We start from the raw sequence: 16,751 nt of genomic DNA, 5'->3' as shown, positions 1-16,751 counted from the left end.
AACCTCCCTGATTCGGGAAGCTCCTGTCGACCTAGCTTTATACCTCCAAAATGGAAGGCATGATATGCGGCGTTCGGCCAACCTCTTTCATAAAATACCTCCGCATCACCTGCTGAGTCGCCCGCAGCCAGGCTTTGCGGTCATATTCCTTGTCCCGCATCCGGTTCAGGCTCCGCTTCAGTTGTGCCTCAGCCCGCCGCAACAGCGGTCTGGCATCCTGCATATAGACGAAACCGCGCGTCACGATGTCGGGTCCCGCCAAAATCTGCCTAGTGTTCCGGTCCACCGTCATGACCACGATCACGATACCTTCCTGAGCCAATTCCATCCGCTCGACCAGCAGCTCATCTTCGAAGGTGCGCATCTCTCCGTTGCTGATGAACACTTCGCCGGACGGGATCGTTTTGCCCCGTTTGGCCCGGTTGCGGAACACCGACAGCGTGTCGCCGATGTTCAGGATAAACACGCGGTCCTCGTGAATGCCCGTCTGCAGCGCCAAATTGCGATGGTTCAGCAGCATGCGGTATTCGCCGTGAATCGGGATAAAATATTTCGGCCGGATAAAGCTGAGCATCAGCTTCAAATCTTCGCGGTTGCCGTGACCGGACGTATGGATATCGAAAATCGAGCCATAAATGACGTGCGCCCCGGCCCGCAGCAACGCGTCGATGCTCCGGTTGATGTTCGGCGCATTGCCCGGGATCGGGGATGAAGAATAAATCACCGTGTCCCCGGGATAAACCTGCACATGGCGATGAGCGCCCGAGGCGATCCGGCTTAAGGCAGCATTGGGTTCGCCTTGGCTGCCCGTGCATACGATCAAAATCTGCCGGTCCTCAAACCGGTCGATATGCTTCACATCAACCAGCATGCCTTCCGGTACGCGAATATACCCCAGATCCTGTCCGATGGCAAATACCTTCTCCATGCTGCGGCCGATGACGACAATTTTCCGGTTGCACAGCGCCGCCGCCTCCACAACCTGCTGAAGCCGATGGACGTTGGACGCAAACGTGGCGAATAAAATCCGCCCTTTGCAGCCGCGGAATGAGTCCAGGATCGCGTCGCCGACGCGGCGTTCGGAAGGAGTGAACCCTTCCTTCTCGCTGTTGGTGCTGTCGGCCAGCAGCGCCAGTACGCCTTCTCCGCCGACGCTGGCCATTTTGAACAGGTCGGCCGGACGGTCCTCCGGCGTGAAATCAAACTTAAAGTCCCCCGTATGTACGACGGAGCCGTAAGGCGTATCGACCACGATGCCAAATGCGTCGGGAATGCTGTGTGTCGTCCGGAAAAAATGCACAGCCAAATGGTTAAACTTAAAGCGGTCCTCCTCATGAAAAACATGCAGCTCCGCCTCACCCTGCAGCCGGTATTCTTCCAATTTCGCCTTGACCAAACCGATCGTAAGCGGCCCGCCGTAAATCGGAATCTGCAGCTGGCGAAGCACAAAGGGAATGGCCCCGATATGGTCTTCATGACCGTGCGTCAAAAAAAGCCCTTTCATTTTATGTTTGTTATCAATCAAATAACGAATATCCGGAATAATGCAGTCGATCCCCGAAAGCCGGGAATCCGGAAATTTAAGGCCGGCATCAATCAGGATGATTTCATCCCTGTATTCGATGCCGTACATGTTTTTGCCGATTTCGCCGATGCCGCCAAGCGAAAAAATGCGGACGGGCGGCGGAGACGATTTGGAGCGCCGGTTTGTTTTTGCTGGTTTATTTACTGCTACATTCATTAGATCGTTAATCCTCTCCTGAAGGGTTCATTCTTCGTAAGCATTCATACAAAATTATACTGAATAATGGGCATAATAACTATTTAAATTTTTCTCGTGGTGGTAAAGACGGCATGGAGTTGTTCCATTCTCAATGGAACCAATAAACCGAATTGAGGTACATTTTGCAGTATTGGGCGGAGTAGTTCAGTTCATTTTATGGGGCTTGTTTTCTTCAGCTTCACGACATGCTCTTCAGACAGCCCCGTAACTTTGGCAACCAGCGAAATCTCCACTCCCTCGCGAAGCATATTGAGGGCAGTTTTCTCGATTCCCTTTTCCATGCCCACGGCTATGCCTTGCTCTCTGCCCTTCTCAATTCCTTGCTCAATCCCTTTCTCAATCCCTTTCTCCAAGCCTTCTTCCAAACCTTCCTTCAAGCCTTCCTCGTACCCCCTACGACTCCACGCAGGCATCAGTTTCATAATAGACTCACCTACCTCCGGGTATTGTTCTTTCAACTCTTCCAGCAACTGCTTGTCTTGCTCGGGATCGGCATTGAAATACTGATCCGCTACCGACATGAGCAAGGCCATTCGCGCATCATCCAACTTTCCTTGTAGCCGTAAAATCATCCGTAAATACGCCAGGCGTATTTCTCGCTCTTCTCCCTTAGTATAGCCCATTTTCGCCAGCAGTGCAGCAGCCACCGGATTGCCGGAATCGATAAATTGCCGCCAGGGTTGCTTCCGCAGCTCCACCTTCATAAATTCAAACCGCAAAATTGACTGCTGCGGCGTGCCCATCTCCAGCGTATTCTTCTCCTCCTTGACTTCGTCCGCCGTAAAAACGGCAATAGGAATAATGAGTTTATACTCCTTCCGATGCCGCTCAAATAAACGGCTGAAGTGGCTTCGACGTTTCGACTATTGCAGACATGACCGAACTTTCCGCAGACGAAGTCAGAGCTTTAATTCAGGAGCACTGACAGTCACACTAACAGACTGGATTCAAAATGGCTCATGCCGCAATGTATCCGCATGAGCCATTTTTTATGCCAGTGGAGCATGAGAAAAACGCCTGACGGCGTCTTTAGTGGCTCTGACTTCTACTTTGAAGCGATTGGAGGCTCTTCCTCAACTTTGGACGCGGCTCTAACGGACACCAGCGACCTTATCCACCCATTTCCCGGGTATTTCCCAGCCTAACGGACACAGGCGACCCTATTTCGCTCTAAACCCGTTCATCCAGGACAATTTGAGGTAAATAACGTCATCTATGTCCGTTACATTTTGCAAACTCCCATTTTTTCGCAAATAACGGCTCTGGTGTCCCTTAGCCCCCCAGGTCCCTCTTCTCCTCCCCCTCTCTACCTGCGGATCGCCCTCTGCCATGCCCGAAATTTTTATAAATTCTATAAGGTTCAAAAAAAGCCGGGCAAATGCCCGGCTTTCCTCTTACTTCTCATACGTCAGTTCCCGTATCATCCGGTTGAGCACGGCGGCGCTTTCGCCTCTTGTCATGTTCGCCTTCGGCGCGAATCGCTTGCGGCTGTCGCCGTTTACGATATCGAGCCCATTCAGGACTTGCACCGCTTCTTCGGCCCAAGCGCCGACCTCGGCCCCGTCGGCGAAAGCGGCCTGCGGAGCGCTGCCGCGCTGGTATCCGGCGTATTCAAGCGCCTTGAATACCATCACGGCCATCTCTTCCCGCGTGATCGTCCGATCCGGTCTGAACGTGCCATCAGCATATCCGCCCACGATGCCCGACTTCACGGCCGCCTGGATTTGACCAGCGTGCCAGTCGGACGCCGCTACATCCTCGAAGAATCCCGTCCCTTCTGAAGTGGACAGCCCCAGGGCTCTCACGATCAGCGCTGCGAACTCGGCCCGCGTGACCGGGGCATCCGGCACGTAGGTTTGCTGCGTGCGCCCGGTGACGATCAGCTTGGCGGCGAGGGATTCGACATCCGCCTTAGACCAGTGGGAAGCAATATCCCGGAACGTAACCGCGTTCTCGATCACCAGATAGGTCCCGTTCGCCTGGCTGTAGATATCGATCTGCTGCCCGTTCACTTTGAACGGTACCGGCGTATAACCGCCGCCGTCCAGGCGCACCACCGCAAGCGAAGCGGATGGACCAGGCTGTTCCAGCAATATCGATCGTTTCACGTAGGATGCGTACTCATTCAGCGCAACGGTTTTGCCGTCTCCGGCTTGTGCTGCCACGCTATACTTCACCGCTTGCAGCCCGCGGTAACCTTTAGACGCCGCGGCCTTAAGCGCATCGGCATCCACGTTCACCCCGATTACCAGCCGGACACCGGCCGTGTCGGTGCCTGTCTCATTCGCCAAAGCTTGCAGATGAACTTCCTGCTTCGGCAAGTCGTAGCTTCCGAGAGGCGTTACAACATTCAACACCTGAGCGTCCGACCCGGCAAGCCAAGCTTGCAGCGCCTCGTTTTCCACCGTAATGGAAGCGGACTGAACCGGCTCTGTGCTTACGGCTTCAATCGTAACTTTACCGCCCGAAGACTGCTTCAAAGCTTCCTTCATGGCTGCCCCGGTCACCGTGCCTGTGGCCTCGCCTTGTTCGACCTGAACCTGCACCTGTACTTTACCCGGCTCGGCCGGTGTTGTCGAACCAGGTACCGGAGTCGTTGCCGGAGGTGTTGTTTGCCCCGAGGTGCTTGGCTTGTTTGAATTGCCCGAATCTCCCGGCTTGCTCGGTTTGCCTGGTGTGCCCGGTTTCCCAGGCTCTTCAGGGAGCGGAGCTCCTTTCAAATCAACGATCCGTCCCTCCACAGCCGAGGTTGCGGCCGTAATGGTGCCAATCTTTTTCACATAGTTCGAAAATACCTCGTAGTCCGGCAGATAAAGCAGGTTCACGCGTCCTTCCAAATAAGCCCGCTCCAGCGAAGCATAGAAATCACCGCCCTTGGCGGTAAATGCATTCGTGGCCACCTCGTACGTTTGGTTCGGATTGATCGGCTCATAGCCGTTCTTGCCCTTCACCTCGATGCGGAGCACCCGCTCTCCCGGCGATTTGGTTGAATCATAATAAAATCTCATGCCGGCGATATGCGGGAACCGCCCGTCCTGCGCAGGGATTTTGGACACCCCGTTTTCCAGCGCCTCTTTGATTTCCTGTCCTGTCAGCGTAATGGTCACCAAATCGTTATTGAACGGAAGCACCGTCATGACGCCGCCCATCGTGACCTTGCCGGCTTCGATCGACTCGCGGATGCCTCCCCCGTTTTGCAGGGCGATCACCGCGTTCGTACCGGCCGCTTGCGCCGCATTCAGCATACCGTCCGCAATCAGATTGCCGAGATTGGTTTCCTTCGTCCGCACATCGGCGCGAACCCCGTTCAGCTTCACTTCCGTCAAACCGACTTCCGCCTGCATAAGCTGCTGGACCCCCGGTTTGTACTTCGTGTTCAGAATGTCCAGCGCTTCCTGGTCGGGTTTGATGACATACTGCCCGTCTGCGTCCTTCTCGTCAATGGAGATCAAGCGGCTGTTCCATTCCTGCAGGACGCCTTCGTCGTTGAAGACGACTTCGAGCTTGCCCAGGAACTGGCCTTTTTCACCGGTCTGCACAATCAGCTTCGGAGCGCTGCCGGTGCGGTCCACCACGGCTTGATCCAGCTTGGTATGGCTGTGGCCGCCGACGATGATGTCGATGCCTTCCACCGCTTTGGCCAGGTTCACGTCAACGTCATAACCCAGATGCGACAGTACGATAATTTTGTTGACACCTTCGTTTTGCAGCATCGCAACGGTGTCCTTCGCTTTTTGCACCGCGTTGTCAAACGTAACGAGCCCCGGAGACGAAATATTAGCCGTGTCCTCGGTAGTCAGGCCGAACAAACCTACCTGCTGGCCGTCCGCCTCCGTAATCATTGCCGGGTAGATGTTGCCGGCTTTCGCATTCCGCGAGACTTCATTCTTGAATTTTTCCCGCAAAAGAGGATCCGCCGAAAAATTCACGTTCGCAGAGACAAACGGGAAGCTGGCATTCTCGATAAACTTGTTCAGCACCTCGGACCCTTTATCGAACTCGTGGTTGCCAAAGGTCATCGCATCGTACTGCGCCAAATTCATAAACTCCAGATCCGCCTGCCCCAGGTATTGATTAAAGTACAGTGTACCGGAGAACACATCGCCCGCATCCACGAGCAGCGGGTTGATCGCGCCTGCTTTTTCCTCCCGGATGGCCGCCACCCGGCGCGCGATGTTATCCGGTGAACTGACGGTATCCAGATTTGCATGCGTGTCATTCGTATGCAGGATCGTCAGCGGGAATCCGCCAGCCGCCCCGCCTTGGAGTTCAATCTGTGCTACGACCGGATCGTGGTCGGACACGCGGCCTTTGGACGGGGCAAAATCCGCGTTGAGATGAACCACATCCACATTGGCGGACCGGGTCAGGTTTTTGCTAACCAGAATATGGTCCAGCACCTGCGAGTTGCCGTCATAGGTGTATGTGTATTGTTCTTCCAACGGCAGCGTTTCGATCAGGTTGTCGAGCTCGTTTCCTTTCAGGATCGTCCCGGTTTGGGTAAATTGGAAATCGTTCAAGTCGCCCATGGCGATGATATTGGCCTCAGGATTGTCCTTCAGGACATCTTTCACGAATCCGTTCACGACAGCCGCAATTTGGTGGCGCTGGGCTTCGCTGGAGAGAAGCGGCGGCTGTGTATTGCCGAACGGCCCCTGATCGCCGGACTTCGAATTGAAATGATTGGCAATCACGATCACTTTTTCGCCGCGGAATTCAAACTGTGCGGCGAGCGGCTTACGGGAAGCCTCAAACGCGCTGTTCATCGGATCGATCCGGCCCGGATTATAGTTCAGTTGATCCTTGGCCGCGTCATAGACCACCGCATCGGTGGAGGAGCCTTTTTTACCAAGGATGCTATCCGACAATTGGACGCGTTCAGGGTTATAAAGGAAGCCTACCCGGATATTCGCCCCCGGCGCTCCTCCATCGTTGTTATTAACCGGTTCGATGTCCGTGTAGCTGTAAGCCGGTCCGCCGGCTGCCCGAATGGCGGTGATCAAGGCTTGGTAGCTCTGATCCGCCGCCGTTGTCCCGTCATTTTTTTCCCCGTTATTGTCCTGGACTTCAACTAAGGTGATGATATCCGGGGATTTCAGGTTCCGGACCATGGATTCCGCAAGCTTGTTGATTTTGGCGGAGCCTACACCCGGATAGAAATTCTCGATATTGTAGGTCGCTACTCTCAACTGATCGTCCTTCACCTCGATCGTGGATACCTCTTGTTCATAAGAACCGCTGTTGATGGCAGGCAGCCCGCCTAATCCAGGAATCACTTTGAAATTCCCGCTGTTGTACCCGATAACGCCAATCACGTCATCCGCGAACGTATCGCCCGTGCTCACTTCCTGTCCCGGATTGCCGTAGGCAACAAGCAGGCGCTGCGGGTTGAAATTCCTCTGCTCCTTCAGCACCAGACCGCCAGCCGGCGTAATGACGTCCGGTACATCGTTTTCGACCCGGGTTGGAATATTGTAGGTGCCATTGCTCGTCCAATATGGACTAATAATTGTTGGCTGCGGCAGTCTTACCCGCATCCCTTCCAGCGATTCATAGAAGTCGATGGCATCCTCGTCCGGATCAAAGACCTGAAAACCGTCATTATCGATGATCGACGCAGGGATCGGACGTCCGCCCTTGCCCAGCGTGACCGGTTCCGGCAGCGGCTTCTTCTCCTCAATGGTCCTGTAGGACTGAAGCTCAATCTGGGTTGTGGTCAGATTCGTGGAGCTTCCTTCATTATATTCCGCCACTTTGCCGGTGACGGATACGACATCGCCCACTTGAGGGCGGCTGTTGTTCATTGAGTAAACAAAAATCGCATCCGACGTATTCGGATTGGAGTCCGGCGCGGTATCCTGGATGTAAAATCCTTTAATGCTTCCGTTCGAGAAAGTATAGCCGTATTGCGTGACGATACCTTCGATATCTTTGACGGTTTGGCCGTTATAAGGCGACATATGCCCTTCACCCTGAATGTCCGCGATCCGCGGCTGCTCAGTGGCCGTATAAGCAAAATCATACACTTTGCTTACATCTGTGCCGGAAACGACGATCGCCTTGATCGTCATATCGCGATCCACTTGGATCGGCGCGCTGTAAAGCGTGCTTGCCGTTGTCGGCTCAGTCCCGTCCACCGTATAATAGATGCTTGCGCCCGCAGTCGGGCTGGATAACGTAACCGTACTGCCGGTGATGATCGGACCTGCTCCCGGACTAGCGATTACGGAGAACATGTCTTCGATCAAAGCACCGTCACTCAGCGGGATCAGCTCATAGACACTGCCATACTGCTTTACCACGCCCGTCACGCGGCTGAAGGTTTTGCCTGGTTCCAGCTTGGACAGGCCGGAATAAATAATGAATTCGTGGCCGTCCTGTACGGCCGTATATTCGCCCGCCCGGTTTTCGGACTTGATGAAGACATTTTCCAGGGAGACCAATCTTGCCTCATAAGCTTCTCCTTGATCCGGGGCGAGATTCGCTCCGCTGATCCGGAGGGGCTCCGGCGATCCGACATTGCTGCCCGTGACCTCATGCGGCAGCAGGGCATGCGGCTTGATCTCCTGCAGGTTGTTGTAGATGTCCATTACGCCGGCCACGCTGACCCGATCACCAACACCCGCATTAAGCGGGTAGTCGTAAAGCACGATGCCGGCCGTATCGTCCTCAATATAAGTTTCTCTGCCTTCGATATGCGTAATGATGCCTTCCGTCCAAACGTTGTCGCCTTTAGCCTTGCCGCGTGCTTCGGCAACCGGCGTTTTCGTCAAAACCTCGTATTCAAACGAGGTGACCGGCCCATCCGGAATGCCGTCCATGGCGGCGTAGGCATCGATCCGTGCCGGCCCGTTGATCACGAGCGGACCGTTCACCGGCTGGAATTCTGCTTCAGGATCGCCCGGCAGATAGACAGCCGCATAGACCGAAGCGGTCACTGTAGGGGGGCTCAGCGTAATCTCTGTCCCGGCCGGCCAGGCGTTTGGTTCCGGGTTGGCCGTCACAGGCCCCAGGCTATTGCCGGGGTTTGACGGCGAATCCGTATACGCGCTGTTTCTGGGCTCCGGCGCCGCGATCGTAAAATCCTCGGCGTTGTTATCCGTATCCAGACCACGGTTTCCGGATTGGCCCGTGGCCAATTCCTTGCGGATCGCGGCCGTGCCGTTGGACAAGGCTGCCGTCGCGCCGGTTTCATAATCGTTTGCGGTACCGTAGCCGATCAAGTCGATCCGTTCATCCGCTGCGTTAACCAGATCCACTTTGCCGTTGGTTCCGCTCAGATTGAGGTTCCCTGTCAGGTCCGGCGCGGGGAGAGGATTCCCCGTGGAACCGCCGTTTTGCTGAATTAATAGATATTGTTGAGGCCCTATAATACCGCTTAGTGAAGTTGCGTTCGTAAAATTACCTGCTGCGCTGGCATAACGTACCTTCCAGCCTGTAAGATCAACGGCTTGGTCTGTAGGATTAAACAATTCGATGAAGTCGTGGGTGTACACCGCCCCGCTATTCCCTCCACCTCCGTACACCTGGCTGATCACGACCTGATCATTTTGGGGGGAAGCTTGTACCATGTGCACAGGACCGAATGGAACGAAGATACTCAGGAGCATTGCGATAGCCAACAGCAAACTCATCAGCTTTCTGCTCCTATGCAATCGGATACGCATTTAGGTGATTCACTCCTCTATTCTATTAAATTTTAATAGTCTTACTTAATATATGGCCAAATTGTTATGACTGAAACAACGGCGAATAAGATTTGTATAAAAAGTAAGGTGGATGAGTTTAGACGGGCTCAAAACCAAAAACGGTACTTGACAAACTCCAGCAAAACATAAAGGCAAAAAATGGCGTTATTCCAGAGATATCCATCAATTGGAGAGAAATAGAGGAGTTTTATGTTGCTATTTTCTCGAATCACAAGGAAATGCCCGCATTCTGGACCTTTCACAGGAAAATAAGTACAAAAAATGCCGCTAACGGGGATGAACATGCTAGGCTCTGGATAATAAGTGCATAAAGTTCCGCTATTTTGCAGGCCAATGATTCGTCGTTCCAGCAGCCGGCTATCAAGCACCGATTTCCAACTTGAGCCCTTTTATACCGTGTGTATTGAGGTATAAGATTCGATATGCTAAGATAACAATAGAAACAAGGAGGCTGCGCCACAGCCTCCCCGGTACAAACACTTGGGTGGGAAACCTCCAAGAACATGTCTTGAAAATAACCCGATTCCCTTGGCGCTAACCCGGGCGGGTTATTTTCGTTCTGCCACCCAATGCCCCTCGGACACCTCAACGAGCCGTGAATGCTCGACATCGTATTTAACCGTTTCGGCATGGTCATCGGCGAGCTCCCGCTTTTTACGGGCTTCGAGCTTCGGATCGGGCACCGGAATGGCGGCCAAAAGCGACTTCGTATATTCGTGCTGCGGATTGGCATACAGTTCCTCGCTTTCGGCCAACTCCACGATTTTGCCCATATACATCACCGCCACGCGGTCGCTGATATGCTTCACCATGGAAAGATCATGTGCGATAAATAAATAAGTCAGGCCTAACCGCTGCTGGAGCTCCTCCAGCAGCTTGACCACCTGGGCTTGAATAGATACGTCAAGCGCGGAAAGCGGCTCATCGCAAACGATAAACTTGGGTTCCACCGCCAGCGCGCGGGCAATGCCGATTCTTTGCCGCTGTCCCCCGGAGAACTCATGCGGATAACGCCGGGCAAAAGCGGGGTCAAGCCCGACCATATCCAGCAGTTCCTCCACCCTTTTCTTCCGCTCGGCCCGGCTGCCGGCCAGCCGATGAACATCGAGGGCCTCGCCGACGATATCTTCTACTTTCAGCCGGGGACTGAGCGAGGCGTAGGGATCCTGAAAGATCATTTGCATATAACGGCGCATCGTTTTCATTTCGGCGGAAGACAACCGATTTACCGGAATCCCCTGGTAATACACATTCCCGGCCGTCGGTTGATGCAGACGCAGGATAGCGCGTCCGGTCGTCGATTTGCCGCTTCCCGACTCGCCGACCACGCCAAGCGTTTCCCCTGCTTGGATCTGAAAGCTAATGTCGTCGACCGCTTTTAAAATCGTTCCTTTGCCCAAGTCAAAATATTGTTTCAATGATTTAACCTCAAGCAAAGGCCGTGCTTTGTCCGAACCCGCAGATACAAGCGGAGCCGGCTTCGGCTTCTTTTTCTCGTCAAGGCGCGGCAGAGCGTGTAGCAGCTTCAGGGTATACGGGTGGCGCGGCTGCTCGAAAATTCCCTCCACCGTTCCGCTTTCCACAATCTCGCCATCCTTCATCACCACAACCCGATCACACATTCCGGCCACAACGCCCAAGTCATGCGTAATCAAAATAATCGAAGTACCGAACCGCTCCTGCATCGTTTTCATCAAGCTTAAAATTTGCGCCTGAATGGTGACATCCAGCGCCGTCGTAGGCTCATCGGCGATAAGCAGCGCGGGACGGCAAGCGAGGGCGATGGCGATCATCACGCGCTGACGCATCCCGCCGGAGAACTCATGGGCATATTGTTCATACCGCAGCTCGCTATGACGAATGCCTGCTAGCTTCAACAGTTCGATAGCTTCCGCCTTCGCTTCCTTGCGTGATAATTTCCGGTGCTTAACCAAGCTCTCGGAAATTTGCTCACCGATCTTGAGCGTTGGATTCAGCGAGGTCATCGGGTCCTGAAAGATCATTCCCATGTCCCGGCCGCGAATGCTTTCCATCTCTTTTTCCGAGTAATCGGCCAGATTGTTCCCCAGAAAAATAATATCCCCTTCTTGCACATATGAAGGAGGGGAAGCCAGCAGGCGCATGATAGAACGGGCGGTGACACTTTTTCCGCTGCCGGATTCGCCGACAATGCCCAGTGTTTCTCCTTTTCCCACCACAAAGCTGACCCCGCGCACGGCTTCGACCTCCTGATCACGCGTCCGAAAAGTAACCGAGAGATTGTTGACCCGCAGTAATGGTTCCATTTTCCGCAACACCTTCCAGTTTAACTCATGAAAATCAATCATTGACATCAAAAACAAGCTTACCTAATATATACTATATCGATCGGAATAATTCAATTTAAAAACGTAAGGAGGTGTAACTATGCCGGCCGTTACGGCGACAAAAGAGCAAATGGAGACCCTGTCCATCAGAGAAACGATCAGCATCGCTTACGGCAAAATGAGCATAAATCCCGCTTATCGTTACTTCATCTGGTTATTGGGGGCCCCGGTCCATTTCGTTGTTCTGCTGATATACATATTTCGCAAAAGAAACGACGCTTACGGTTCACTCCTGACCGCTGCCAGGAAGGAGCTTCTGGAATCCGGCTATAAAGAGAGGCTGAGAGCGGAAATTGCCGAGGAATTGCAGTGCAAGCAGTTATTTTTCGGTCAAGCGGTAGCGGATGGGAAACTGAAACGTCAAACGGAGAAAGAAGCCGAAGTCCGCTTCCATGAGGCGGCCGTAAATGAAGCCGAACGAAAGCTGGCGCAAGGCCGGCTGCAAAAAACCAGCTTCGCCAGCACTTTTCAAGCCCTGGTTCAACAGCCGCTGTTTTTGGCGCTGACGTTCCTTCCCGGATTGCCGATGTATGCTTTGATCTTTCTTTATACCCATCCTTACTTGAAGTACGTGTTTGAGCGACTGGTGATGAGCCTGTTCGTGATCATGGGCGTGTCCATCCTCGTATTTACGATTCTGCACCTCTCTCCGATGAATCCCGCCGCCAATATTCTCGGCGAAACCGCGACGGAGGAGCAAATCGCCCAATTCAACAAAATTTACGGACTCGACCAGTCCTATTTCGTCCAATTGTGGAACACGATCAAAGGCATCGCCTCGTTCGATCTGGGCAAATCGTTCTCGGGCAATGAACAAGTCACGGCCACCATCGCCCGCAAGTTTCCGGTCACGCTGGTGTTAACCGTGATTTCGCTGCTGCTGGCCATCCTGATTGCTATTCCGGTTGGAATCATTTCCGCCGTCAAACGAAATTCGCTGTGGGACTATACGTTTATGTTCATCGCGTTGATCGGTTTATCGATACCCAGCTTTTGGCAGGGACTTATTTTCATCCTGAACTTTTCGATCAAGCTGCATTGGCTGCCCGCCACCTTTAATCCGCAAAATGCACTGTCCTACATCATGCCGACCGTCGTTTTGGGGACCGGACTGACGGCGGCCGTGGCCAGGATGACCAGGTCGTCCACCTTGGAGGTCATTCACGAAGACTATATTCTTACCGCCAAGGCCAAGGGGCTGGGCAAACGCCAAGTTTTGCTGAAGCACGCGGTGCGCAATGCGATGATTCCGATCATTACCGTGATCGGCCTGCAATTTGGCGGGATGCTGGGCGGTTCGGCCGTCACGGAAAAGGTGTTCAACATCAGCGGGATCGGGAGCTACATCGTCGACAAGCAATTTATCCCCGACATCCCCAGCATCATCGGCGGGGTCGTTTATACCGCGATTACCATATCTCTAGTGAACATGGCCGTCGATATTTTTTACGCTTTCTTCGATCCTCGTATCCGGACGAAGATGAAACAATATTAAAAGTAATCGTTCAAAAAGTCGACTTTTCAGCACCGAGAAGGTTGGATGAAGCTAGGGACTGAGTAGCGGAGCGTACGTTTTGGGTACGTGAGCAACGGAAGGCCCGGCTGAATTCAAGATTCGATGCCGAATCCGCTTCTTGACCTGCTTCGTGATCAAAAGATGACTTTTTGAACTACCTCTAAAAGCGGGTGCAATTGAGATATGAACAAAATTAAACAACGGCGGAGCCCGGAGTACACGCTGGCGGTATACGCGTTGCTGACCGGTTTGTTCGTGATGGCGCTGTCCGCATTAAACCTGTTCAAACCCTATGTATCGGATACGTTTTTGCCGTCCATGTCCGGTTTGCTGTTTTTCGCCCTGTTTCACCTCGTCGCCCTGCTGCTCGTCGCCAAGTATGCCGGCGGCCGAAAGCCCGCTCCATGGCTGGCCTGGGTGGCGTGTTTGCTGATTTTGACCTCCGTTACCGGCAACCTGTTCGCTTTGCTGCTGGGCGTGAATCTGCTCGTTAAAATCCATAACCGCGACAATCCTTCGGCTACCAGATGGGAGGACGTGTGGGAGAAGCTCAACGCAAGCGTCACTTCGATGCTTGGCTTGTTTTTTATCATTTTTTTGTTTTCGCTGTCCGTTTGCAGCTACTTTACGTTTGATTACGCGATGGCCACGGAAAACAATTACGGGGCGATTCTCCAGCCGCCAAGCCTTGCGTATCCGCTGGGGACGGATAACTTTGGCAGATGCCTGTTCTCGCGCATTGTGTTCGGCGCCCGGATTTCCCTGGTGGTCGGCCTCATCTCCACCGTGATTCCGGTTTTGATCGGCGGCACGTTGGGCGCGATATCGGGATATTACGGACGGCACACTGACAATATCATCATGCGGGCGCTGGATATTCTTTACGCCATCCCCGGGATTCTGCTGGCGATTGCGATTATCGCCGCGTTCGGCGCCAATACGGTGAATCTGATCCTGGCGCTGAGTGTGGGCGCAATCCCCACCTACGCCAGAACGATGCGGGCCAATGTGCTGCTGGTGTCCACCTTTGAATTTGTCGAAGCGGCCCGGGCCTTGGGGACTTCGAACGCTGCTATCATTTTCAGGCATATCGTGCCGGGTTCGCTCGCGCCGATGATCGTCAAATCCACCTTAACGATCGGCACCGCGGTCATTTCCACAAGCAGCCTCAGCTTTCTCGGTCTCGGGGTGGAGCCGCATATTCCGGAATGGGGCAATATTTTAAAGCTGGGCAGCGCCTACTTGGAAACCCATTCTTATCTGGCCGTATTCCCCGGACTGGCGATTATCCTGCTCGTGTTGTCCTTTAACTTTTTCGGCGACGGCCTCAGAGACGCCCTGGATCCAAAGCTCGGCTAACCTTAACTGCTGAAACATCTTTTTATTTATGGGAGGAGTCATTATGAAAAAATACGCTTGGTTTATCCTGTTGCTTGCTTTTGTCCTTATCGCCGGCGGCTGCACGGTCAAAACCAAATCGGACGTGGCCACGAACACCGAGACGAAGACGGAAAACGAAACGGAGAAAGTAACGGACCAAACGCCCGTCGATATCGAACTTCTGGGGATGAGCATCAATGAATCGGATCTGAACATCATCCGCGACCAGCTTACCAAAAACGGATTCAACGTCAAGCTGAACATTCAGCCGGACTACGGCAGCTTTAAGGCCCAGGAGGATGCGGGGAATTTTGATATCGCCCACTCCAGCTGGACAACCGTGACGGGCAATCCCGATTACGCGGTCAGATCGCTGTTCAAAACGGGCGGGGACTACAGCATTTTGGCCGACCCGGAGATCGACAAGCTGATCGATCAGGCCGCGACGGAAACGCCGGAACAATACAAAGAAACGTATAAGCAACTGGAGCAGCGCCTCGTGTTCGACAAAGCCTATATCGCTCCGCTTTACATTTCATTGAAAAGCCAAGCCGTCAACAAAGACATCCTGAATCCCGAGACCGTCAGACTGTCCAAATCCCGCGCTCTGGCCTGGGAAAGCATCGACTTCAACGACACGTCCAAACGGAACAAAGAGCCGCTGCTGCTTACCCAATCGGCTTCCGTGCTGACTTCGCTCGACCCGATCAAAGGCAACGACGGCTCGATCAATCAGCTCAATACCAATATGTACGTCCGCTTAATCAATCTTACGGATGACGACAAAATCACCTCGGACGGCTCGTTGTCCTACAACCACAGCATCGCCGAAGGCAACTCGGAATACTATTTCCTGCTCCGGGACGATATCCATTTCGCCAAGATTGAAAATAAACAAGCCGTGGATTCGGGCGAACGCGTGGGCGCCGACGACGTCGTTTTCTCCCTGAACCGGGCCAAGGATAAAAACTCGGTGCCGGATCACCGGACGTACAGCCTTCATGAACATATCAAAACCGCAGAGATCGTCACGAACATCGCTTCCCTGGAGGGAATCAAGCAAGCCGGCGGCGGCGGAACCGTCAAGGAGGCTTTGGAAGCGGGGTTGGATACGAAAATTAAAGAGCTCGTCGCCGATAAAACCCAAGCCAACAACAAAGCGGGCAAATACCAGGTGGTCAAATTGACCACCACCGAACCCTTCCCGCAGGTACTGAACTACCTGGCCCATCAATCTGCTGGCATCGTGTCGAAGAAACAGGTGGAAAGCATTAATACGTATGACGTAGCCACCTTCGATGTCAACAAAGACATCCCGTACGGCGACCAAAACACGGTCACGGAAGGCAGCCAGTACAACAACACTTTGTATGCCAGCGGCCCTTATATTTTGTCATCCAAAAATGATTACGAAGCGATCTTTTACAAAAATCCCGGTTACCGCAAGGGCTCCAAAGACGAGCCTAAAATTTCCACGGTGAAGGTGCGCTTCATCGCCGATACAGACAGTGCGCTTTCTGCGCTGCGCAACAGCGAAATCCACCTCTATTATGGTGTGCCGGAAACGAAATACGATATCGTGAAAGGCGACAGCAAGCTGAAGCTGCAAACGATCGAAAGCAACGGCGTAAGCTACTTGCTCTTCAATACGGCGGGCCGGGACGTAGCCAAAAGCGAAGACCTGCGCAAAGCGGTGCTTTATTCCATCAACCAGGACGAAATTCTCGCCTTCTACAATAACAACAAAATCAAAGCCGCCTCCACCGTCAGCCCGCTGGTCAAAACCGGCAACGAGCTCGCCGCCGATCCGGCGAAGGTTAAGGAATACTTAGATAAATATAAAGCTTCCAAGTAATAGAGCTTTGCAGCTACACGCAAAAACAGCCCCTGCGCTCACCGGGAAGCGCAGGGGCTGTTTCACACGTAATAAGATCAGAGCACAAGAAAAGGTTCCATAAACGGATACTCCTCCGTTAATAGAACCCTGTATGATACTA

6 protein-coding genes and 1 pseudogene are annotated in these 16,751 nt (G+C 53.3%); 3 read left to right on the top strand and 4 right to left on the bottom strand.

The window, feature by feature from the left end; all coding sequences use genetic code 11:
* Window positions 1–37 precede the first annotated feature (37 nt).
* The 4 genes from ACLD72_RS12085 to ACLD72_RS12070 all read right to left on the bottom strand — a co-directional run bounded on the left by ACLD72_RS12085 (window position 38) and on the right by ACLD72_RS12070 (window position 11,777).
* Window positions 38–1,741: a ribonuclease J gene (locus ACLD72_RS12085; RefSeq protein WP_410999671.1), complete on the bottom strand. Its 1,704-nt coding sequence runs from the start codon at window positions 1,739–1,741 to the stop codon at window positions 38–40.
* Between the two features lie 191 nt (window positions 1,742–1,932).
* Window positions 1,933–2,502, bottom strand: coding sequence for a hypothetical protein (locus tag ACLD72_RS12080; RefSeq protein ID WP_458475783.1), 570 nt, complete (start codon window positions 2,500–2,502; stop codon window positions 1,933–1,935).
* A gap of 675 nt (window positions 2,503–3,177) precedes the next feature.
* A complete protein-coding gene (locus ACLD72_RS12075; RefSeq protein ID WP_410999667.1) occupies window positions 3,178–9,417 on the bottom strand; it encodes a 5'-nucleotidase C-terminal domain-containing protein in 6,240 nt (2,079 codons plus the stop codon).
* 623 nt (window positions 9,418–10,040) lie between these two features.
* Window positions 10,041–11,777 carry a dipeptide ABC transporter ATP-binding protein gene (locus tag ACLD72_RS12070; protein ID WP_410999665.1) on the bottom strand — a complete coding sequence of 579 codons (1,737 nt, stop codon included), beginning with the start codon at window positions 11,775–11,777 and terminating at the stop codon, window positions 10,041–10,043.
* 121 nt (window positions 11,778–11,898) lie between these two features.
* Between ACLD72_RS12070 and ACLD72_RS12065 the strand changes: the two genes are divergently transcribed.
* From ACLD72_RS12065 to ACLD72_RS12055, 3 genes and pseudogenes are all read left to right on the top strand, one after another.
* Window positions 11,899–13,353: an ABC transporter permease gene (locus tag ACLD72_RS12065; protein ID WP_410999663.1), complete on the top strand. Its 1,455-nt coding sequence runs from the start codon at window positions 11,899–11,901 to the stop codon at window positions 13,351–13,353.
* Window positions 13,354–13,584: 231 nt separating this feature from the next.
* Window positions 13,585–14,733 (top strand): annotated as a pseudogene (locus ACLD72_RS12060) (ABC transporter permease); the annotation flags it as partial.
* 43 nt (window positions 14,734–14,776) lie between these two features.
* A complete protein-coding gene (locus ACLD72_RS12055; RefSeq protein ID WP_410999803.1) occupies window positions 14,777–16,609 on the top strand; it encodes an ABC transporter substrate-binding protein in 1,833 nt (610 codons plus the stop codon).
* The last annotated feature ends 142 nt before the right edge of the window (window positions 16,610–16,751 follow it).

It is taken from the genome of Paenibacillus lacisediminis (assembly GCF_046567315.2).
Note: the sequence above shows the minus strand (reverse complement) of the source record. Positions and strands in the feature narration are given on the sequence as shown.

What these genes read in the sequence shown, in the direction of transcription:
- ACLD72_RS12085 (WP_410999671.1), bottom strand. Translation starts at nt 1,741, where the DNA reads ATGAATGTAGCAGTAAATAAACCAGCAAAAACAAACCGGCGCTCCAAA.
- ACLD72_RS12075 (WP_410999667.1), bottom strand. Translation starts at nt 9,417, where the DNA reads ATGAGTTTGCTGTTGGCTATCGCAATGCTCCTGAGTATCTTCGTTCCA.
- ACLD72_RS12070 (WP_410999665.1), bottom strand. Translation starts at nt 11,777, where the DNA reads ATGGAACCATTACTGCGGGTCAACAATCTCTCGGTTACTTTTCGGACG.
- ACLD72_RS12065 (WP_410999663.1), top strand. Translation starts at nt 11,899, where the DNA reads ATGCCGGCCGTTACGGCGACAAAAGAGCAAATGGAGACCCTGTCCATC.
- ACLD72_RS12055 (WP_410999803.1), top strand. Translation starts at nt 14,777, where the DNA reads ATGAAAAAATACGCTTGGTTTATCCTGTTGCTTGCTTTTGTCCTTATC.